We start from the raw sequence: 19,784 nt of genomic DNA on the forward strand, positions 1-19,784 counted from the left end.
CCCTTATAGGCTCGTGATCATGGCCCCAGCGCTCACCCGCATCACCGACAGCGTCTATTTCGCCCAGACCGATTTGGTGAACTGGACGCTGGTGTCCGGTGACGACGGCGTGCTGCTGATCGACGCCGGGTACCCCGGCAGCCGCACCGAGGTCCTCGACTCGGTGCGCGAGCTGGGCTTCGGGCCGGCCGACGTGCGTGCCATCCTGCTCACCCACGCCCACGTGGATCACCTAGGCTCGGCCATCTGGTTCGCGAAAACCCATGGCACGCCGGTGTATACGCACTCCGCCGAGGTTGGGCATGCCCAACGGCAATACCTGGAGCAGGCGTCCCCGGTGGATGTGCTGACCCGCGCGTGGCAACCGCGCTACCTCGCCTGGTCGCTGGCCCTGGTGCGCAAGGGCGGACTGACCCACGAGGGCATCCCGACCACGCAGGCCTTCGACGAGAACATCGCCGGCGCGCTGCCCGGCAACCCGGTGGCCATACCCACGCCGGGGCACACCGGTGGTCACTGTTCCTATCTGGTGGATGGGGTGCTGGTGGCCGGCGACGCCCTGATCACCGCCCACCCGGTCAGCACCCGCCGCGGCCCGCAGCTGCTGCCGGCGCTGTTCAACCACGACCAGGACGGGTGCGTGCGCAGCCTGGCCGCCCTGGGCATGCTGGACACCGAGGTGCTGCTGCCTGGACACGGGCCGGCCTGGCGCGGACCGATCCGCGAGGCCGCCGAGCAGGCCGCGCCATGACCGGCGGGCAGCCATTGCACCGCGACCGGGCGCGCGCCACCTCCTTCGGATCGGCGGCCGCGCGCTACGACCGCTTCCGGCCCCGCTACCCCGGCGCGCTGATCGCCGACCTGGTGCCCCGGCCCGGTATCCGGGTGCTCGACGTGGGCGCCGGGACCGGTATCGCGACCGCCCAGCTGCGCGCGGCCGGTGCCGACGTGCTGGCGGTGGAACCGGATCCGGCGATGGCCGAGGTCGCCGCGGGCAAGGGCCTGCCGGTCGAGGTGGCCACGTTCGCCGAGTGGGATCCGCGCGGACGCTCCTTCGATCTGGTCGTGTTCGCCCAGTCCTTCCATTGGGTGGACCCGCAACCCGCGCTGCGCAAGGTGGGCGCGGTCTTGGCCGGCGACGGTCGGCTGGCGCTGCTGTGGAACCGGATCGTCGCGGACCGCCCGAGTCCGGACGAACTCGCCGCCGTGTATGCGGATGTGGGTGCCGAGCCGCAACGGCCGTCGGTCCTCGTCGAAGGCGACGATCTGGAGCCGCTGCTGGCCGCGGCGGGCTTCACCTCGCAGCGCCGGCACTACACCGAGCACCCGCACTACGGCGGTACCGCGTGGGTACAGATGGTGAGCACCTACTCCGCGGTGTTGCAGCTGCCGGCGGCCGATCAGGACCTGCTGCGCAACCGCCTGGCAGCCACCATCGGCGAGGCCGGTGTGCAGGCGACCAACGACGCGCTCGCCGTGCTGTGCACGATCACCCGATGAGCGCCGTGCACGATCACGCGATGAGCGCGTAACCGAACACGAAGACCGCGGTCACCACCAGCCCGCACACCACCACGATGGTGGGCAACAGGATCATCTGGTCGAGTTCCTCGCTGTCGAGGGCGTCGTTCTCCGACGGGCCGAACAGCACCCGGCCTGCCGCGTTGCCACGCAGCCGGGTCACCGTGCGGCGTACCGCGGGCACCTCGGCGTTGCGGCCGACCAGGGTGCGCACCGCGATCCCCAACAGCGCCGCAACCAGGGCGGCGGCCAGGATCAGCAGACCCACGGTGGCAAGTGACACCGCCTCAGCCTACGAAAGGCTCTGCGGTTTCGGGCTGTCCGCTCACCATCTTCTCGAAGGCGATCGGGAAGATGTCCCCCTCGGCGGGCAGCGGTTCGACCAACCGGGAGTAACCGGCCGATTCATAGAGTGCCTCCGCCTCGGGCTGGCGATCCCCGGTGGTCAGGTAGATGCGCCGGTAGCCCCGCCCGGCGATCATCGCCTCGAGTTCGACCAGCAGAGCCTTGGCGTAACCGCGCTGGCGGTACCCGCTGGCGGTCCAGATCCGTTTCAGTTCGGCGGTCTCGTCGTCGAAACGCTGAAACGCTCCACCGGTGACCGGACGCCCGCCGAGCAGACCGATGAGCAGCGCCCCGTGCGGTGCGGCGAAGTCCGCGGCCGGATGCCCGCGCAGCCAGGCGCTCACACCCGCCTCGGAGCCGCCGTAACGCTGCGCGTACTCGACGGCCAGCTCGGCCAGCAACGGCTCGGCCAGCGGATCCGTCTGGGCCACGGCGACGAAACGCAGAGAGTCCGACACCGCTCCTGCATACCGTGGCCCCCCTTCCCGCACAAACTTGACACGTGTAAAGTTCGCCGCCATGGACAACATCAGCGGCAAGACCATCGCGATCACCGGCGCGGCCCGCGGTATCGGTTATGCCACCGCCAAGGCCCTGCTGGCCCGCGGGGCCCGGGTCGTCATCGGCGACCGTGACGTCGCCCTGCAGGAATCCGCCGTCGTCGAGCTCACCAAGCTCGGCCAGGTCTCCGGTTACCCCCTCGACGTCACCGACCGGGAATCCTTCGAGACCTTCCTGGACAAGGCCCGCACCGACGGCGGCGGTCACATCGACGTGCTGATCAACAATGCCGGTGTCATGCCGGTCGGCCCGTTCCTCGAGGAGACCGAGCAGTCGGTCCGCTCGTCGCTGGAGGTCAACGTCTACGGTGTGCTCACCGGCTGCCAGCTCGCGCTGCCGCAGATGGTCAAGCGCCGCAGCGGCCACATCATCAACATCGCCTCGCTGTCGGGGTTGATCCCGTTGCCGGGCCAGGTGGTCTACGTGGGCGCCAAGTACGCCGTGGTCGGGCTGACCACGGCGCTGGCCGATGAGATGGCGCCGCACGGCGTGAACGTCTCGGTGATCATGCCGCCGTTCACCAACACCGAACTGATCTCCGGCACCAAGTCCGGCGGCGCGATCAAGCCCGTCGAGCCGGAGGATATCGCCGCCGCGATCGTCAAGACGCTCGACAAGCCCAAAACCCATGTGTCGGTGCCGCCGCCGCTGCGGTTCACCGCGCAGGCCGCCCAGATGCTGCCACCGAAGGGCCGTCGCGCGATGAACAAGGCACTGGGCCTGGACAAGGTGTTCCTGGAGTTCGACAAGAGCAAGCGCAAGGCCTACGAGGACCGGGCCCGTGCCGCCCAGGGTGTCATCGAATCCGAAGGCAAGTAGCGGCGGCGTCCGGCCCGCCTCAGTACTGAATGGCCTCGATCAACGGCGAGGGCTCATCCATCAACGCCCAGAACCGGTCCCGGATGGCAACCGTCATCGGGCCGGGCTCGCCGTTGCCGATCGGTTCACCGTCGAGCGAGTTGATCGGGGTGACACCGCCGGCGGTGGTGACCGCCATCAGCTCGTCGGCGTCGTAGAGCTCATGGCTGGTCACATCCCGAAGGGTGGCCTCGATGCCCATCTGATCGGCGAGCTCGAACACCGTCTTACGGGTGATGCCGGGCAAGGCATTTCGTGACGGCGAGGCCAGCTTGCCGTCCTTGACGATGCAGACGTTGAAACCGGGCCCCTCGGCCACGCAATTGTCGGCATCCAACAGGATCGCGGTGCGGGCACCGCGGTCCTTGGCCTCGAAGCTGGCCGCGGTCAGATCGCCCCACTGGTAGTTCTTGATGGTCGGGTCGACGGTGTTGCGCCCGGCCCGGCGCACGTGGCGCGGCACGATCGCGGTGGTGCCGAAGATCTGCTCGGCCGGCGGGAAGGCCCACAGGTACGGGATGGCGTAGATGTACACCTGGTGGGTCAGCTTGGACAGGTCCTTCTCGCCCTTGCGCTTTCCGTATCCCCTCGTCACGGTGAGGTTGACGAACGATTCGCGCAGCTGGGACAGCGACACGCACTTTTTGGTGATCTCGGCGAGTTCGTCTTTGCCCATGCCGGCATCGAGGCGCAGCTTGGCCGCGCCGTCGAGCAGCCGGTCCAGGTGATCACCCAGCCGGAAGATGTTGCCGTGCCACACATGTGCCACCGTGTAGGTCAGATCGGAATGTCCGAACCCGGTGTCGAAGATCGAGATCTTGGCCTCTTCGGCGGGCATGTACTCGCCCTCGATCCAGGCGACACCGCCGGCAAAGGGGCTGGAGGTGTCCAGTTCGTAGTCGCTGTACTGGATCACCGAGCCTTCCGGAGTGGCTTCGCGAATGGCGGCGCCGGGCTCGACGGCGACCAGGTTGGAGGTGCCTGCGTCTGCAATGGTCATCTGTGTTGGGTCCTTTCAGGAGGTGTGGGTCTTGGCGTATGCCACGCCGGCCTCGCCGGCGGCCAGTCGGGTCTTCAGGCCGGTGGCCCACCAGATCGCGGCGATCAGCACGACACCGAGGAACACCCATTTGTTGTTGGTGAACTGCGGCAGGAACAGCAATGTCACGGCGACGCTGAGGAAGACGACCAGCGCGGTGAGGTAGATCGGCAACCGGAACCGGCCCAGGTCGAAGGTGCCGGGGTCACCGACCGGGATGGTGCCCTTGCGGTACCCGACCAGCAGCCCGATGGTCTGCAGGATGTAGACGAAGAAGAACAGCAGCGACGCGATGCCGATGATGTAGTTGAACGCCTTCTCGTTGACGATGGCCGACAGCAGCAACAGTGTCGACAGGCAGCCCAGACCGATGATCGAGTACGTGGGTGTCTTGCGGGTCGGCGAAACATGGCGCCACACATGGGAGAACGGCAGCATGTTGTCACGAGCCATCGAGTAGGTCAGCCGGGTGGCGACCAGAATGTTGGCGAGCAGGCAGGCCAGGATGTTGGTCAGGGCAATGGCGACGATGATCTTGGTGACCACCGGGCCGGCCTGCTGGGTGATGATCTCCTCGATCGGGGCGCCCGAATTAGCCTGCACGGCAGCGGGATCCTTGATCGCGAGCACGTACACGATGTACATCAGCAGCTCGATGACGATCGAGGTGATCAGCGCGTAGAACATCGTCTTGGGCACCACGCGGCGGGCGTCCTTGGTCTCCTCGGCGACGTCGGCGCCGGATTCCACGCCGATGAGCCCGAAGAACGGGCCGAGCGCGGCGGCCAGCCAGGCCAGCAGGTAGGAGTCCTTGTCACCGGCTTCGCCACCGGTGAACAGCACCGAGATCGGTTGGTGGTTCTCGGGCGCGGAGAATGCGATGACGGCGATGAGCGCGGTGGCCCCGACGGTGATGACGAGTTCCAGGCTGACGCCGATGTTGTTGACCATGGTGGCGAAGCGGACGCCGTAGATGTTGATGAGCACGCAGACGAACACCACGGCGATGGCCAGCAGGATCTGCGTGGTCTGGGTCATGCTCCAGCCGAACAGCCCGCCCAGATAGCCGGACAGGATGAATCCGACGCCGGTCATCCCGCAGACCCATCCCATCAGCGCGATGAACCCGGTGAACCAGGCCAGGTTCGGCCCGTTGATCCGGCTGATCCACTGGTAGGAGTAGCCGGCCAGCGGCAGCTTCGCGGTGAGATCCGCGGCGATGAAGGTCCACAGCGCGAAGACCGCGCCGGCGAGCAGCAGCGTCCAGACGAACGGCGCCCCGGCGGTGAAATAGCCGGCGCCGAAGCCGGTGAAGACCGCGGTGGTGGCGCTGATGGTCGCGAAGCCGATGGCAAACGATGCCAGCGTGCCCACCGAGCGGTCCAGCTTCTGGGTGTAACCCAGTTCGGCGAGCTTGGAATCCTCGGCGTTCAACACGGGCGTCGATGGATCAGTGGGTCGTACGGGGGTGTCGGTCATGGGATCTCCAGGTCGGAGCAGGGGTGAGATGACTGATGACAGACAATCGCCCCCGGGCGGTCACCGGAAGTTCCATCTTTTGATCTATTGATAACCCACGTTTATCAGCGCTGACCAGCGGTCGTCTCATCGCCGCCATCGAAACCCCAATTCTGCTGAACGTGCCTGATCAGCGCGTCGGCCTGCGGGCTCAGCGTGCCCGGGTGCCAGGCCAGCGCCACCTGGCTGGGCGGGCGATCGACGATCGGGACGTAGACGATGCCCGGGCGGTCATAGAAGCGGGCCACCGAGGAGGTGGTGAAGCTGATCCCCAAGCCGCGGGCGATGGACGTGGTCTCCGCCTCGTAGGTGGCGGCGACCGCGGCAATGGTGGGTGGCCGGTTGCCGCGGGCATCCATGGCCAGCCAGTAGTCCCGCCACGGCCCCGCGGTCACCGGCGCGCAGACGATCGGGTCGTCGAGCAGTTCACCGATCTCGACCTCGTGCCGGCCGGCCAGCGGATGGTCCCTGGGCAGGCAGGCCACCCAGGATTCGGAGTCCAGCACCAACATCCGGTGCTCGGGCAGATCCACCGGCGGACGGATCAGCGCCACCTCGGTGGCGCCGCTGGACAATCCGGCGGTGGGGTCGGCGAAATCGAACTCGATGGGCTCGACGCGGACATCCGGATACGCGGCCTCGAAGTGCCGCACCAGACGGAACAGCAGGTCGGCGCCGGTGCCGATGAGGTACCCGAGGCGCAGCCGGCCCTGGCGGGTGCCCGAGAGCGTCACGAGGTTGGACACCACCGCGTCCACCCCGGACAGCGCCTGCTGCACCTGCGGTAGCCACGCCGCACCGAGATCGGTCAGGGCGACCTCGCGGGTGTTGCGGTTGAACAGCACCACCCCGAAGGACTGCTCCAGTTGCTTGATCGCGGTGGACAGCGCCGGCTGGGTGATGAACAGGCGTTCGGCCGCGCGGCGGTAGTTCAGCTCCTCGCCCAGGACCGCGAAGTAGCGCAGTTGCCGCAGCGTCAGGTCACTCACGGCCCTAGCCGAACTCCGGGACCGGGTCACCGTTCCGGTAGGTCTCGATGGCCTCCAGATGCTCGAACAACTGGGCGTGGGTGAACGGGTGCGGCGTGGTGGTGCCGACCAGGACCACCCGCACGATCGCCCCGTCCTCGGCGGCGTCCAGCCACAGCGAGGTCACCGGCAGACCGTCGTCGACCTGTGCGCCGGAGGGTTCGAAAAACCACACCGCGTAGTCGTCATCGGATTGCTCTTCGTCGAACGTCCAGTCCCGGGCAGTGATCCGCTCGTCGAACTCGGCGAGGTCGGCGACGATACCGTCCGGGATGGCGGACAGCTGCGCGACGATCGCGTCGGGAACCCGCCGGGTGCCACCCAGACGCTTACGGCGCCGCGCCTTCTTCGCGTCCCCTCGCTTGGACACGGGTCAGCTCAACGCCCGGTCCAGGTCGGCGAGCAGGTCCTCGGTGCCCTCCAGGCCGACCGAGATCCGCACCACACCGTCGCCCAGCCCGATCGCCGCACGGCCCTCCGGCCCCATCGCCCGGTGAGTGGTGGTGGCCGGGTGGGTGATCAGGGATTTGGCATCGCCGAGATTGTTGGAGATGTCGATGACCTGCAACTTGTCCAGCACTTCGAAGGCGCGGTCCTTGCCTCCCGCCAGCTCGAAGGTCACCACCGTTCCGCCACCGCGCATCTGCCGCTTGGCCAGGTCGAACTGCGGATGTGATTCCAGGAAGGGGTATTTCACCCAGTTCACGCCGGCCTGCTGCTCCAGGAACTCGGCGATGCGGTGCGCCGAACGGTTCGAGTAGTCCACCCGGACCGCCAGCGTCTCAAGGCCTTTGAGCAATGTCCAGGCGTTGAACGCACTGATCGCCGGACCGGTGTGGCGCATCAGCTTCTGCACCGGCCCGTCGATGTACTCCTTGTCGCCGAGGATCGCGCCACCGAGCACACGCCCCTGACCGTCGATGTGCTTGGTGCCCGAGTAGACCACCACGTCGGCACCGAGCGGCATTCCCTGCTGCAGCAGCGGAGTGGCGAAGACGTTGTCCAGCACCACCTTTGCACCGGCAGCGTGGGCCAGCTCGGACACCGCGGCGATATCGACGAGCGATTGCATGGGGTTGGACGGTGTCTCGAAGAACACCGCCTGGGTCGGCGTGCTGAGCGCCTCCTCCCACTGGGACAGGTCATCGCCGTCGACGAAGACGGTCTCCACACCCCAGCGCGGCAGAATCTCGTTGCACACCACGAAGCACGAACCGAACAGGCTGCGGGCCGCGACCAGCCGGTCGCCGGCGCCCAGCAGAGCACCGAGTGCGGTGAACACCGCGGCCATCCCGCTGGCGGTGGCGAAGGCGGCGGGCGCGTCCTCGATGAGGCGCAACCGCTCCTCGAACATGGAGATGGTCGGGTTGCCGTAGCGGGAGTAGACATACCGGTCGATGTCGCCGGTGAAGGCCTTCTCCGCATCGGCCGCCGAGGAGTACACGTAGCCGGAGGTGAGGTACAAGGCTTCGGAGGTCTCCTCGAAGCCGGATCTCAGCAGCCCGCCGCGTACCCCGATGGTGGCCTGGCTGACACCGTCGGGCAGCGGCGCGGGGATCCGGACCGACGGCACCTGATGTTCTTCGGGACTGCTCATGACTGCGTCCAAGGCAGGCCGACCGCTTTCCAGCCCGTCGTGCCGCGGTGGCCGTCGGCGTCGAGATTGCCTTCGAACCCGTCCAGCACGTTGTAGGACGGCCCGATGCCGGCCTCGGTGGCCGCGATCGCCGAACCGATGGAGCGGTTGCCCGACCTGCACAGGAAGACCACCGCACGCTGTCCGGGCGCGATCCCCGCCTTGCCGAGATCGTCGACGAAGTTGTCATTGTGGGAGCCGTCGGTCCTGGTCCACTCCACGTAGACGACGTCGCGGCGCAGCGAGCTCAGGTCGGGGACACCCACGAAGCGCCATTCGGCTTCGGTACGGCAATCGACGAGCACAGCTTCGGGGTTGGCGGACAGCAGCTCCCATGCCTGCTCGGGCGTGATGTCTCCGGCGTAGCCCGGACTCTCGGATGTGGACACCCCCATACCGTAACGGCTAGGCCGGTCCAACCGAGCACACCTTCCAGGTGCCGTCCTCGCGCACGAAGGACATGTCGGCGCTGGCCTCGGACTCCTGGTTCGCACCGAAGTGGTAGCGCACGGTGGCCGTCGCGGTATCGCCGTCGACGACGATATTGCCCGCTCCGTCGACGTACCGTTCGCCGCGCTTGGCCACGGAATCGCGCTGCCGGGTGAGCACCTCGTCCTCGGTGCCGTGCTGGGCGGCGCAGGTGCTGGCCACGAAGGCCTGGTAATCCTGTCGCTGCAGGGCGTCGTTCTGGGCGACCACGGCCCGGCCGATCTGCTCGGGATCGCCGTCGCCGTCACCGCGGTTCAGCAGAAGAATCGCGGTGATCACAACCACGATGACGACCAGCGCGAGCAGAAACGGTGTCGCGGTCGGGCGATCCTCGGGTGCGCTGTCGTTGGTGTCGCTGCTCACGACTGCCAGAGCCTACGCAGCGAGACCGCGGTGCGCTGCGCGCGGTCCCGGGCCACCGTCACATCGGGTGCCGTCGCGATCGCGGCACCCAACCGGTGCCTGCCGTCGGTCTCGTCGAGGCGGTCGAACAGCAGCACATCGCTCTCGGCCACGGCAAGCGCCTCCGACAGCACCCCGACGATGTCGGATTCGGCGGCAACCGAGGTGTCGCCGCCGGCGTAGCCGATCTGCGCGGCGCCCGGGGAGATCATGATGGTGTCGACGGACAACCCGAGGATGGCGCGGGCGTGCAGATCGAATTCGGAGAGCCGCTGGGTGCGCAACGTCAGCAGCCCGGTGTCGTCGGGCCGGGGCCGCACGCCGGCGAAGTACACCTCGTCTCCGCGAACCAGGAGTTGCACGGCGAACACCCCCCGCCCGCCGAGCGAGTTGACGATGCGGGCGGCGATGGACTTGGCGGCGTCCAGGGCGGCCGGGCTGAGCCGGTGCGGCTGCCAGGTGGCCAGCGCGCCGTCTTCGGCGACCCGGTGACCGATCGGCTCGCAGAAGTGCACGGCCGGTCCCGTCGTCCCGGTGGTGCGCACGGTCAGCAGGGTGATCTCGTCGTCGACGTCGACGACGGTTTCGGCCATCACCCGGTTGGGGGTGGTGAGGTGGCCCGCCGCGATGGCCCGGTTCCACGCCGGCTCCACATCCTCGGGGCGCAGCAGCACCGACCGGCCTTCGCCGGGAACGCCGGCGACCGGGGTGACCGCCAGCGGAAATCCGGCGTGCTCGGCGACGGCGGCCAGTTCGGCCGCCGATCCGGCGAACCAGAACGGCGCGGTGGGCAGACCCAGTTCGTCGGCGGCCAGCCGGCGCAGCCCCTCGCGGTCCAGGCTGAGCCGGGTGGCGCGCGGTACGGGGAACACCTCGATGCGTTCGGCCAGCGCGTCCAGCGCATCGGTGGCGACCACACCCGCCTCGACAACCACGTAGTCGGGGCGCTCCCGCTCGACCGCGGCGGACAGCGCTTCGGGATCGTTCATCCGGACCACCGCGCTGCGATCCGCGACGCGGTGCGCGGGCGCATCGGCGTAGCGGTCCACCGCGACGACGGTCGCGCCGAGGCGCTGAAAGGACAGCGTCAGTTCACGACTCACCTCGCCGGACCCGAGCAACATCACCACAGGCCTCGCGCGCTCGTCAGCATGTCTGGTCATCGCTCACCCAGCCTGCCAGATCCTCAGCCGATCCGGCTGTCGACATAGCACCATCGCCACGACTCGCCGGGCTCAGCCGAACGCATCACCGCGTGGCCGGTCTCCCGGAAATGCCGGGTGGCGTGCTGATGTGGGCTGGAATCGCAGCAGCCGACATGCCCGCAGGACAGGCACATCCGCAGATGCGCCCAGGCGCCCTCGCCGTCACGTGCGCATTCCTGGCAGCGACCCGGGGTCAGCGGGTCCGGATCTACGATGCCTACCGCGGCATGAAGGTGCTCGCAGCGATCCTCGGCCGTAGCGCGCGCTTTCTCGGGCCGGCGGGATCTCTTACGCATGTTGATCAAGGATAGGTTGATGCCGTGGCAGCAACACTGCTGGCAGTGCTGGTGGCCGCGATCCTGCTGGCAGCGGTGAGCCGCCGGCTGGACATCTCGGCGCCGCTGGCGCTGGTGGTCGCCGGCCTGGTGGCCAGCACCATCCCCGGCCTCGACGAGGTCGAGCTCGACCCTGAACTGGTGCTGTTCGTCCTCCTCCCGCCGCTGTTGTGGTCGGCGGGCCTGGAGAGCAGCTATGTCACCATGCGCCGGCATGTCCGCCCCATCGGATCCCTGGCGGTCGGGCTGCCGCTGATCACCACGCTGGCGGTCGGTTTCGTGGCCTACCACGTGGTGCCCGATTTCACGTTGGCCGCCGCGCTGGTGCTGGGCGCCATCGTCGCGCCGCCGGACGCGGTGTCGGCGACGGCGGTGGGCCGGCGGCTCGGGCTGCCGCGGCGCATCATGACGCTGTTGGGCGGCGAGAGCCTGCTCAACGATGCGACCGCGCTGACCGCATACCGCGTCGCGTTGGCCGCCGCGATCGGGGCCTCGGCGGGATGGGTGTCCGGGCTGGGCACCTTCGTGCTGGCCGCCGCCGGTGGGGTGATCGTCGGTGCGCTGGCCGGGACGGCGATCACCTTCGTCCGGTCCCGGCTGGATGATCCACTGGTGGAGAGCGCCATCGGCCTGGTCGCGCCCTTCGTGATCTACCTGCTGGCCGAGGAGGCACACGCCTCGGGGGTGCTGGCCGTCGTCGTCGCCGCACTGATGCTCGGTCAGCGCTCCACGCATGCCGGATACGCCACCCGGCTGCAGGACGACGCGGTGTGGAAGGCCCTGCAACTCATCCTGGAGTCGTTCGCGTTCCTGCTGATCGGGCTACAGCTGCCCGGGGTGGTCGGTCAGCTGTCCGGGTTGTCCGCCGTCGCGATGACGGTCTCGTCGGTGGCGGTGCTGACCACCGTCATCGCCGTCCGGATGGCCTGGGTGTACGCGACCACCTCGCTGCGCCGCCCGCGCCCCGCGGCCGGCGAGGTTTTCGTGGTGGCGTGGGCCGGCATGCGGGGCGTGGTGTCGCTGGCCGCCGCATTCGGTGTGCCGTTGACGACGCTGAGCGGTGCGCCGTTCCCGGGCCGGCCGCAGTTGGTGTTCCTGACCTTTGTCGTGGTGGTGGGCACACTGTTGCTGCATGGTCTGACGCTGCCGTGGGTGATCCGGCGATTCGGCATCCGGGGCGACGATGCGCAGCGCGATGCGCTGGCGCACGCCGCAGCACAGGACAAGGCGGCCCGGGCCGCCGCCGCGCGGCTCGATGAACTGCTCGAGGAGCACCGCACCGAGGGCACCGGCGTCCGGCCCGCCGCGGTCACCGACGATGCCGCCGAGGTGCTACGCCGGTGGAACACCGCGCGGCGCAACTCGGCGTGGGAACGACTGGGGCGCAGCGAGGACGAGATCGGCGAGAGCCCAGCATCGGCGTTCCGCCGGCTCCGGCTGGAAATGCTTGCCGCCGAGCGCGATACGTTCATCGCCGAGTGTGACGCCGGGAACATCGACGACGAGGTGTTGCGCGAGGTGCTGCGCGGCCTGGACCTCGAAGAGGCGACCCTCAACCGTCGTTGACGGTCCGGAACTCGCGCATCGCGCCGGTGATGGCGGTGAACACGCGGTGCGCGGCGTCGAGGTCGGCGTCGGGCAGGTCGGCCAGCGCCTGGGAGTTGATCTGGGCCAACGGGGTGAAGAAGTCGGTGGCCACGGCGAGACCGTGATCGTCGTAGCGCAGGATCACCTTGCGCCGGTCGCCGGGATGGGCCTCCCGACGCAGATGCCCGGACTCGATCATCCGCTCCACCAGGTAGGTGATGGCTGCGGCGGAGGTCCCCATCAGCTTGCGCAACTCCCCCGCAGTCAGCGGGGCGCCCGCAGCCTCGGCCACCATGATGTGCAACAGTGCCCGAAAATCATTGGAGGAAAGGTTATTTCGGCTCGCAAACTCCCGGCCGATCTGATCGGACTCGGCCGTCAGGGCGCGCACATCGGCAGCGATCAGCCGCACGAGTTCCTCTCGCTGCATGACGTCATCATAACGTTCATTTGATTAATGGTTAAGTATCTGAAATATTTGGGGCATGTCCCGTCGCGTCTCCTGGCTCGTCGCACTGCTCGTGATCCTGATCTCCGGCGCGGGCCTGGGCCTGATCAGCGGCTCCGATGCCGCGTCCCAGTCACCCGTGGCGGTTCCGGCCGAGTCCGAATCGGCACGCGTCGACGCGCTACGAGCCGAGTTCCCCGGTGGCGATACCGCACCGGCGATCATCGTGTTCACCAGAACCGACGGTGCGCCGTTGAGCCCGGCGGATGTGGCGGCGGCCGGGCCCGGCGCCCAGGTGTCCGAGGACGGACTGGCTGCCGTGTCGGTCTCCTCATTGTCGGCCGATCTGTCCGGGTTCGCGCTCAACGACGCCGTTGTGGATCTGCGCACCCAGACCGCCGAACGCCTGCCCGACGGGCTGCAAGCGGAGGTCACCGGGGGCCCCGCATTCGGTGCCGACATCGCGAATTCCTTTGCCGGAGCCAATGTCACACTGCTCGCGGTGACGGCGACGGTGGTGGCACTGCTGCTCATCATCACCTACCGCTCCCCCGTGTTGTGGCTGGTGCCGCTGCTGGTGATCGCCTTCGCCGACCGGGTAGGCGCCGTGGTGGGCACCGCGGTGGCCTCCGGGCTGGGTCTCAATCCCGACGGGTCGACCAGCGGTATCACCAGCGTGCTGGTATTCGGTGCGGGCACCAACTATGCGTTGCTGCTCATCTCGCGATACCGCGAAGAGTTGGGCCGCCGCGCCGATCACCGCGAGGCGCTACAGGTGGCGACCCGTGCGGCCGGCCCGGCGATCCTTGCCAGCAACGCCACCGTGGTGCTTGCCCTACTCACGCTGGCCTTCGCATCGGCACCGTCGAACCGCAGCCTCGGCGTGCAGGCCGCGGCGGGCCTCGTGGTGGCGGCGGTCTTCGTGCTGTTGGTGCTGCCGCCGTTCCTCGGACTGTTCGGCAAGAAGCTGTTCTGGCCGTTCATCCCACGGGTGGGCGACGAGGCCCTCACCGATAGCGGTGTCTGGCACCGGATCGCCTCCTGGGTCGCCGACCGGCCCGGCTGGGTCGCCACCGGTGCCCTCGGCGTACTGGTCGCGTTGTGCTTCGGGCTGGTCGGCACGCCGGTGGGCCTGTCGCAAACCGAACAGTTCCGGGTGCAGGCCGAATCGGTCAGCGGCTACAACACGCTCGCCGAACACTTCCCGAGCGGGTTGACCGATCCCGCCGTCGTCATCGCGCCCACCGCCGACGCTGCCGCGGTCTCGTCCGCCATCACCGCTGTGCCCGGCGTGGTTTCGGCCCGGCCCGCCGGTGAGTCGGATGCCGGACTGAGCCAGTGGTCGGTGGTGCTACAGGCCGAACCGGCGTCCGACGAAGCGTTCGAAACCGTTGACGCGTTGCGCAACTCGGTACACGCCATCTCCCCGGACGCCCTGGTCGGCGGTTCCGACGCCAAGGCACGCGATGCGGCGTCGGCCGCCCAACGCGATCGCATGGTGGTCATCCCGGCGATCCTGGCCGTGGTGCTCGCGGTGCTGTTCATCCTGCTGCGCTCCGCGCTGGCGCCGGTGCTGCTGGTGGCCGTCACCGTCCTGAGCGCGCTGGCCGCGTTGGGTCTCGGCGGGTGGGCCAGCGTGCACCTGTTCGGCTTCCCGGCCCTGGACAACAGCACCCCGCTGTTCGCGTTCCTGTTCCTGGTCGCCCTCGGCGTCGACTACACCATCTTCCTGGTCACCCGGGCTCGTGAGGAGACGCCGGAATTCGGCAACCGCCAGGGCATCGTGCGCGCCGTGTCGGCCACCGGAGCCGTCATCACCAGCGCCGGCATCGTGCTGGCCGCGGTGTTCTGCGTGCTGGGCGTGCTGCCGCTGATCGTGCTGACACAACTCGGGATCATCGTGGGCCTCGGCATCCTGCTGGACACCTTCCTGGTGCGCACCGTGATCATCCCGGCCCTGTTCACGCTGATCGGTCCGCGGATCTGGTCGCCGGGGTTGCACGCCACGCGCTAGCGTGAGGGCCGTGGACTCACGGACCATCGCCACCCGATTGGGCCGGATCCGCGTGCAGACCGGCGGCGTCGGCGCCGCGATCGTGTTCTGGCCCAGCCTGCTGATGACAGGCGATATGTGGGCCGGGCAGGCCGCGGAGTTCGGCACCGGAAACCGGATCGTCCTGGTGGACCCGCCGGGCCACGGCGGCAGCGAAAAGCTGAGTAGCACTTTCTCTTTCGACGACTGCGCCCAGTGCGTGGTGGATGTGCTCGACGGGCTGGGGATCGAGCGGGCGCATTTCGTGGGCAACTCCTGGGGCGGCATGATCGGCGGAACCTTCGCCGCCCGGTATCCGGACCGGATCGGCCGCGCGGTGCTGATGAACTGCACCGCGTCACCGGCGGGGCGGCGGCAGCGCCTCGAGTACGGACTGCTGTTACGCACGGCGGCGCTGCTCGGCGGGATCCGCGGGCCCCTGACACGTGAAGTGCTGAAGGCCTTCCTGGGGCCGACGACGTTTCGCGACCGACCCGAGGTGGTGTCCTTCGTCCGCGCCGCGCTCCGGCGGGTCGACATCCGGTCCAGCGCCTGGGCCGTCACCAGCGTCGTGCCGCGTCGACCGGATCAGCGGGCACTGCTCGGCGCCGTGCGCACCCCGGTGCTCGTGGTGGCGGGCGCCGAGGATGCGACCTTCCCGGTGCCCGAGACGCTGGAGATGGCCGCCGCCATTCCCGGCGCGGCCACCGCGGTGCTCGACGGCGTCGCCCACCTGGCCGCACTCGAGAATCCGCACCTCGTCAACGCGCTGATCAAGGACTTTGTGCTCGACGCGTAGCGTGTGTGCATGACCCACACGCTGCCGCCGGTCCATATGCGGCGCAACGGCTTCGACCCGGTGCCCGAACTCGCGGCCATCCGGGACCATGCGGGGGTGCAATCGGTCGTCGGTGCTCTCGGCAACACCGTGTACCTGGTGACGCGGCACGAGGACGTCAAGGCGGTGCTCGCCGACCACGAGCACTTCTCCAACTCGCGCCCACCGGGTTTCACCCTGCCCGGTGCGCCGGAGATGTCCTCCGAAGAGCTGGCCAAGGCACGCGCGGGCAATCTGCTGGGCCTCGATCCCCCTGAACATCAGCGGTTACGGCGCCTGCTCACTCCGGAGTTCACCATCCGGCGGATGAAGCGGCTGGAGCCGCGCATCGCCGAGATCGTCGAGGCGCATCTGGATGCCATGGCGGCCGGCGGTGCCCCGGCCGATCTGGTCTCCGAATTCGCTTTGCCGGTACCGTCATTGGTGATCTGTGAGCTGCTCGGCGTGCCCTATGACGACCGTGACGACTTCCAGCACCGTTCGGCACGTCAACTCGATCTCTCGCTGCCGATCGCCGAGCGGATGGAGCTGCAACAGCAGAGCCGCAGCTATATGCACAGCCTGGTGCGACAGGCACGCCGGACGCCCGGCGAGGACATCCTCGGCATGCTCATCCGCGAGCACGGCGATTCGCTCAGCGATGACGAACTGGTCGGCATCGCCGGGCTGCTGCTGCTGGCCGGGCATGAGACGACGTCGAACATGCTGGGGCTCGGGACACTTGCCCTGCTGCGCCGGCCCGACCAGCTGGCCCTGGTGCGCGATGACCCGGATGCCATCGGTCCCGCGATCGAGGAACTGCTGCGCTGGCTGTCGGTGGTGCACCACGCCATTCCGCGGTTCACCACCGCCGACGTGGAAGTGTCCGGCGTGGTCATCCCGGCCGGTGCGCTGGTCTTCGCGTCGCTGCCCGCGGGTAACCGCGACCCGGCCTTCATCGACCGGCCCGACGAGCTCGACTTGCGGCGGGGCGCACCCGGGCACCTCGCCTTCGGACACGGTGTGCACCACTGCCTCGGGGCGCCGTTGGCCCGGATGGAGATGCGGATCGCGTTCCCCGCACTGCTGAACCGCTTCCCCACGCTGGCGCTGGCCGAACCGTTCGAAGATGTCGAGTTCCGGGACTTCCACTTCATCTACGGGCTACGGTCACTTCCGGTGAGGTGGTGACGATGAGAGTTGAAGCTGACCAGGACTCCTGCATCACCGCGGGCAACTGTGTGATGGTGGCCGACGCGGTGTTCGATCAGGATGACGACGGCCTGGTGGTGGTGCTCACCGAGCAGGTCCCCGAAAGCGAGATCGAGCGTGTCCGCGAGGCCGTGAAGCTGTGCCCCGCGTCGGCGTTGAGGCTGCTGGACTGAGCTATCCGCGGCGGCCGGACCCCGAGTCGGATCGGGTGCGGCAACGAAGCGCGCGGGTCGGGCTCGCTAACCGTGATACCGGCCCCGAACAGGACCTTCGGGGTTATCCACAGGCGTCCAGAATGTGCTACCCACGTCGGCATGCGCGAGTAGAATCGCACACATGTTCGAAGAACTGGATCGGGTGGATCTCGCCGGAATGAGCGACGACACACTCATCTCGGCGGTGACGGCGGCGACACGCTCCGAGGCCGCCGCGGCGGCCCGGCGGTTGGCACTGGTCGCCGAGGTCACCGCCCGCCAGTGCGATGACGAGGACGACATCTGCGCTCATCAACTCATCGACGGCTGGGCCTACGCGAAGGCTCAGGTCGGTGCGGCCTGCAACCTGAGCCCGTGGGCCGCCTCCAAACAGATGCGGATCGCCCAAGCCCTGCGTGACCGGTTGCCCCGCACCGCGGGCATGTTCGCCAAGGGGTTGGTCTCGGCCGCGGTGGTCGATTCGATCACCTGGCGTACCCGGCTGGTCACCGATGCCGACGCCCTGGCGTTGATCGATGCCGGTATCGCCGGCAGCGCCACCGAGTTCGGGACTCTGTCCGAGAAGGGTCTGATCGAAGCCGTCGATTATTGGGTGCACAAGTTCGATCCGTGCGCGGTGATCCGCTCCCAGACGGCCGCCAGGGACCGGTGCATCGAGTTCGGTGATCGCGATGACGCCGACGGTGTGGTGTCATTCTGGGGACGGATGCGTGTCACCGATGCCCAGATCAGCGACACCCGCCTCGATGAGTTGGCCGACGGTGTGTGTGACAACGATCCCCGTACCAAGCGGGAACGCCGCGCCGATGCGGTCGCGGCGGTCCTCGCCGGGGCGCAACGGCTTACCTGCCTGTGCGGGAACCCTGACTGCGCCGGCTCGGGCAAGGATCCGCGGGCGGGCGGGGTCACCATCTACGTGTTTCCCGAGCAGGCACCCGATACCGGGCACGGCGCGCCACCGGTGCCGGACCCACAGCCCGCAGCACCCTCTCCCGCACCGACCGGCCCTACCCCGGTCTCGCCCGCAACTGACAGCACCTCGAGCCACGAGCAGCCGGCCGCCGAATCGGGCGCCCCCGACCAGCCCACACCCGCCGCACCCGCGGCGCGGTTCGGGTCGGGTGCCGGGATCTCACTGGACGGAGCGATCATCCCCGCCCGCCTGCTCGCCGAACTCGCCGCCGGCGGCGCCACCGTCCGTACCCTGGCGCACGCCGGCAACTTGGGCACAGAACCGCGCTACCGACCCTCCGCCAAGCTCGCCGCGTTCGTCCGGATGCGCTCGATGACCTGCTGCTTCCCCGGCTGCGGGCGACCCGCCCACAAGACCGACCTCGACCACGTGACCCCGTGGCCTGCCGGGGCCACCCATCCCGGCAACCTGCGACCACTGTGCCGCGAACACCACCTGCTCAAAACCATGCGTAGCGGGTGGACACCGTCCGCCCACGCCGACGGCTCCACCACCTGGACCGCACCGACCGGGCATCGGTACACCACCACACCCGGCGCGGCGATCCTGTTCCCGCACTTCAACATTGACACCCCGGTACCGCGGGTTCGCCGCATCAGCCTGATCGGCGACCCCGCGGGCCGTGGCTCCGCCATACCGAGACGGCAACGCACCCGCGCCCAGACCCGGGAACAACGCGTCAACGCCGAACGCACCCGCAACGCCGCCGAACTCTCATTGCAATTGATGCGCGAGCAGATCGCCCGAGAAGACTCGGCCCGCACAGAGAAGGCCGGCATGGCAAAGCCTGGCGGTGCCCAAGGACGAGCCGCAGGCTACTTCGATACCGGACCGACGTTTCCCGGCGTCGATCCATTCACCGACGCCGACCCACCGCCCTTTTAGCGCGGGTCGCTGTCCGGCGAATCATGACGCAGGTCGATGACGCCGGCCCGCACCAGTAGCACGATGCTGACCACGAGAACCCACAGCGGGAACGCCAGCGTGAGCCACATGCTGATATCGGCGGCAAGCAGGAGACCCAGCGCCACAAGGTAAGTCATGATGACCAGCCAGCGCGGCATCAAGCCGGTGCGCAGCCAGATGGTGGCCAACGACATCATGAAGACGGCCGCCATGCGAATGCCATAGGTCGTCGCCAGGGTGTGCAGCATCCCCTGCCCCAACAGCGCCACCTCGTCCATCACGGTGACGTCGGGTATGCCGGCCCGACTGGCTGCGAGACCGGAACCCACTGCCGAGGCGACGAACACCATTGCCAGGAAAAGCAGTCCGCTACCGACGAAGACCGTCGAGAAGAACTTGTCCTCGTACGTGCCGAACCCGTCGCGAACCACTCCGATGAACCAAAGGAACGTGATGCCGGCGAACGGCATCAGGATCGCCGACACCCGCAACTGCGCGCTGGCGCCTTCAATCCACTGCGAGCCGGGTTCGGCACCCTCGGGTAGGGCGGTGCGGATCAGCACTAGCGACGTGCCGAACAGGACCGCGAACAACACTCCGGCCAGGGCGGCGGCGCGCGGGGTCGTCAGCCTGCGGAGGTGCCGGTTGGGATCCATG

22 protein-coding genes are annotated in these 19,784 nt (G+C 68.5%); 9 read left to right on the forward strand and 13 right to left on the reverse strand.

Annotated features, from left to right (window positions below):
* Positions 1-19: 19 nt before the first annotated feature.
* Both A7U43_RS27115 and A7U43_RS27120 read left to right on the forward strand, forming a co-directional pair.
* The gene (locus A7U43_RS27115) at positions 20-751 is read left to right on the forward strand and encodes an MBL fold metallo-hydrolase (RefSeq protein WP_068003879.1); all 732 of its coding nucleotides are present in this window, start codon (positions 20-22) and stop codon (positions 749-751) included.
* Positions 748-1,500, forward strand: coding sequence for a class I SAM-dependent methyltransferase (locus A7U43_RS27120; RefSeq protein ID WP_068001371.1), 753 nt, complete (start codon positions 748-750; stop codon positions 1,498-1,500). The genes A7U43_RS27115 and A7U43_RS27120 overlap by 4 nt, the downstream gene beginning before the upstream one ends.
* Before the next feature lie 13 nt (positions 1,501-1,513).
* Here the strand turns inward: A7U43_RS27120 and A7U43_RS27125 are convergent, their stop codons facing one another.
* On the reverse strand, positions 1,514-1,804 hold the full coding sequence (locus A7U43_RS27125; protein WP_068001374.1) for a hypothetical protein: 291 nt from the start codon (positions 1,802-1,804) through the stop codon (positions 1,514-1,516).
* A 4-nt stretch (positions 1,805-1,808) separates the two neighbouring features.
* A complete protein-coding gene (locus tag A7U43_RS27130; RefSeq protein ID WP_068001378.1) occupies positions 1,809-2,324 on the reverse strand; it encodes a GNAT family N-acetyltransferase in 516 nt (171 codons plus the stop codon).
* Between the two features lie 61 nt (positions 2,325-2,385).
* On the opposite strand from A7U43_RS27130, the gene A7U43_RS27135 reads away from it, so the two are divergent.
* Complete coding sequence (locus tag A7U43_RS27135) at positions 2,386-3,246, forward strand: SDR family oxidoreductase (protein ID WP_068001380.1); 861 nt, start codon at positions 2,386-2,388, stop codon at positions 3,244-3,246.
* A 19-nt stretch (positions 3,247-3,265) separates the two neighbouring features.
* Here A7U43_RS27135 and A7U43_RS27140 read toward each other — a convergent pair whose 3' ends face one another.
* From A7U43_RS27140 to A7U43_RS29420, 9 genes are all read right to left on the reverse strand, one after another.
* Positions 3,266-4,285, reverse strand: a complete 1,020-nt coding sequence (locus tag A7U43_RS27140; RefSeq protein ID WP_068001383.1) for an aminotransferase class IV — start codon at positions 4,283-4,285, stop codon at positions 3,266-3,268.
* A gap of 15 nt (positions 4,286-4,300) precedes the next feature.
* Positions 4,301-5,803 (reverse strand): APC family permease, encoded by a 1,503-nt coding sequence (locus tag A7U43_RS27145; protein ID WP_068001387.1) that lies wholly within the window; start codon positions 5,801-5,803, stop codon positions 4,301-4,303.
* 104 nt (positions 5,804-5,907) lie between these two features.
* Complete coding sequence (locus A7U43_RS27150) at positions 5,908-6,831, reverse strand: LysR family transcriptional regulator (protein ID WP_231963480.1); 924 nt, start codon at positions 6,829-6,831, stop codon at positions 5,908-5,910.
* A 4-nt stretch (positions 6,832-6,835) separates the two neighbouring features.
* Complete coding sequence (locus tag A7U43_RS27155) at positions 6,836-7,240, reverse strand: hypothetical protein (RefSeq protein WP_068001390.1); 405 nt, start codon at positions 7,238-7,240, stop codon at positions 6,836-6,838.
* Positions 7,241-7,243: 3 nt separating this feature from the next.
* On the reverse strand, positions 7,244-8,467 hold the full coding sequence (locus A7U43_RS27160) for an O-succinylhomoserine sulfhydrylase (protein WP_068001394.1): 1,224 nt from the start codon (positions 8,465-8,467) through the stop codon (positions 7,244-7,246).
* Positions 8,464-8,895, reverse strand: a complete 432-nt coding sequence (locus tag A7U43_RS27165) for a rhodanese-like domain-containing protein (protein WP_231963481.1) — start codon at positions 8,893-8,895, stop codon at positions 8,464-8,466. Before A7U43_RS27165 ends, A7U43_RS27160 begins: the two co-directional genes overlap by 4 nt.
* Before the next feature lie 16 nt (positions 8,896-8,911).
* Positions 8,912-9,358: an Rv0361 family membrane protein gene (locus A7U43_RS27170; protein ID WP_068001399.1), complete on the reverse strand. Its 447-nt coding sequence runs from the start codon at positions 9,356-9,358 to the stop codon at positions 8,912-8,914.
* The gene (gene purT / locus A7U43_RS27175; RefSeq protein WP_068001403.1) at positions 9,355-10,560 is read right to left on the reverse strand and encodes a formate-dependent phosphoribosylglycinamide formyltransferase; all 1,206 of its coding nucleotides are present in this window, start codon (positions 10,558-10,560) and stop codon (positions 9,355-9,357) included. Before purT ends, A7U43_RS27170 begins: the two co-directional genes overlap by 4 nt.
* A gap of 23 nt (positions 10,561-10,583) precedes the next feature.
* Positions 10,584-10,898, reverse strand: coding sequence for a UBP-type zinc finger domain-containing protein (locus tag A7U43_RS29420; RefSeq protein ID WP_082902331.1), 315 nt, complete (start codon positions 10,896-10,898; stop codon positions 10,584-10,586).
* Between the two features lie 24 nt (positions 10,899-10,922).
* Between A7U43_RS29420 and A7U43_RS27180 the strand changes: the two genes are divergently transcribed.
* Positions 10,923-12,503: a Na+/H+ antiporter gene (locus tag A7U43_RS27180; RefSeq protein WP_068001406.1), complete on the forward strand. Its 1,581-nt coding sequence runs from the start codon at positions 10,923-10,925 to the stop codon at positions 12,501-12,503.
* On the opposite strand, the gene A7U43_RS27185 is transcribed toward A7U43_RS27180, so the two are convergent.
* Complete coding sequence (locus A7U43_RS27185; RefSeq protein WP_068001408.1) at positions 12,490-12,954, reverse strand: MarR family winged helix-turn-helix transcriptional regulator; 465 nt, start codon at positions 12,952-12,954, stop codon at positions 12,490-12,492. The genes A7U43_RS27180 and A7U43_RS27185 overlap by 14 nt on opposite strands.
* Positions 12,955-13,009: 55 nt before the next feature.
* On the opposite strand from A7U43_RS27185, the gene A7U43_RS27190 reads away from it, so the two are divergent.
* The 5 genes from A7U43_RS27190 (at position 13,010) to A7U43_RS27210 (ending at position 19,106) form a co-directional block, all read left to right on the forward strand.
* On the forward strand, positions 13,010-14,986 hold the full coding sequence (locus tag A7U43_RS27190) for an MMPL family transporter (protein WP_068001409.1): 1,977 nt from the start codon (positions 13,010-13,012) through the stop codon (positions 14,984-14,986).
* A 103-nt stretch (positions 14,987-15,089) separates the two neighbouring features.
* Positions 15,090-15,803 (forward strand): alpha/beta fold hydrolase, encoded by a 714-nt coding sequence (locus tag A7U43_RS27195; protein ID WP_418287704.1) that lies wholly within the window; start codon positions 15,090-15,092, stop codon positions 15,801-15,803.
* 9 nt (positions 15,804-15,812) lie between these two features.
* Entirely contained in the window at positions 15,813-17,012 is a 1,200-nt protein-coding gene (locus tag A7U43_RS27200; RefSeq protein ID WP_068001415.1) for a cytochrome P450, read from the forward strand.
* A gap of 2 nt (positions 17,013-17,014) precedes the next feature.
* A complete protein-coding gene (locus A7U43_RS27205; protein WP_068001418.1) occupies positions 17,015-17,206 on the forward strand; it encodes a ferredoxin in 192 nt (63 codons plus the stop codon).
* Between the two features lie 163 nt (positions 17,207-17,369).
* Complete coding sequence (locus tag A7U43_RS27210; protein WP_068001421.1) at positions 17,370-19,106, forward strand: HNH endonuclease signature motif containing protein; 1,737 nt, start codon at positions 17,370-17,372, stop codon at positions 19,104-19,106.
* Here the strand turns inward: A7U43_RS27210 and A7U43_RS27215 are convergent.
* Positions 19,103-19,783 carry a hypothetical protein gene (locus A7U43_RS27215; protein ID WP_197499930.1) on the reverse strand — a complete coding sequence of 227 codons (681 nt, stop codon included), beginning with the start codon at positions 19,781-19,783 and terminating at the stop codon, positions 19,103-19,105. The two genes, A7U43_RS27210 and A7U43_RS27215, sit on opposite strands and share 4 nt — an antisense overlap.
* Between the last annotated feature and the right edge of the window lies 1 nt (position 19,784).

Source organism: Mycobacterium adipatum, assembly GCF_001644575.1.
In the GTDB taxonomy this organism is placed as follows: domain Bacteria; phylum Actinomycetota; class Actinomycetes; order Mycobacteriales; family Mycobacteriaceae; genus Mycobacterium; species Mycobacterium adipatum.

Bases quoted from the DNA above. Each gene is read 5' to 3' on its own strand.
- A7U43_RS27215 (WP_197499930.1), bottom strand. From the start codon at position 19,783: ATGGATCCCAACCGGCACCTCCGCAGGCTGACGACCCCGCGCGCCGCC.
- A7U43_RS29420 (WP_082902331.1), bottom strand. From the start codon at position 10,898: ATGCGTAAGAGATCCCGCCGGCCCGAGAAAGCGCGCGCTACGGCCGAG.
- A7U43_RS27200 (WP_068001415.1), top strand. From the start codon at position 15,813: ATGACCCACACGCTGCCGCCGGTCCATATGCGGCGCAACGGCTTCGAC.
- purT (WP_068001403.1), bottom strand. From the start codon at position 10,560: ATGACCAGACATGCTGACGAGCGCGCGAGGCCTGTGGTGATGTTGCTC.
- A7U43_RS27210 (WP_068001421.1), top strand. From the start codon at position 17,370: ATGTTCGAAGAACTGGATCGGGTGGATCTCGCCGGAATGAGCGACGAC.
- A7U43_RS27145 (WP_068001387.1), bottom strand. From the start codon at position 5,803: ATGACCGACACCCCCGTACGACCCACTGATCCATCGACGCCCGTGTTG.
- A7U43_RS27120 (WP_068001371.1), top strand. From the start codon at position 748: ATGACCGGCGGGCAGCCATTGCACCGCGACCGGGCGCGCGCCACCTCC.
- A7U43_RS27185 (WP_068001408.1), bottom strand. From the start codon at position 12,954: ATGCAGCGAGAGGAACTCGTGCGGCTGATCGCTGCCGATGTGCGCGCC.
- A7U43_RS27160 (WP_068001394.1), bottom strand. From the start codon at position 8,467: ATGAGCAGTCCCGAAGAACATCAGGTGCCGTCGGTCCGGATCCCCGCG.
- A7U43_RS27135 (WP_068001380.1), top strand. From the start codon at position 2,386: ATGGACAACATCAGCGGCAAGACCATCGCGATCACCGGCGCGGCCCGC.
- A7U43_RS27205 (WP_068001418.1), top strand. From the start codon at position 17,015: ATGAGAGTTGAAGCTGACCAGGACTCCTGCATCACCGCGGGCAACTGT.
- A7U43_RS27115 (WP_068003879.1), top strand. From the start codon at position 20: ATGGCCCCAGCGCTCACCCGCATCACCGACAGCGTCTATTTCGCCCAG.
- A7U43_RS27195 (WP_418287704.1), top strand. From the start codon at position 15,090: ATGACAGGCGATATGTGGGCCGGGCAGGCCGCGGAGTTCGGCACCGGA.
- A7U43_RS27190 (WP_068001409.1), top strand. From the start codon at position 13,010: ATGTCCCGTCGCGTCTCCTGGCTCGTCGCACTGCTCGTGATCCTGATC.
- A7U43_RS27140 (WP_068001383.1), bottom strand. From the start codon at position 4,285: ATGACCATTGCAGACGCAGGCACCTCCAACCTGGTCGCCGTCGAGCCC.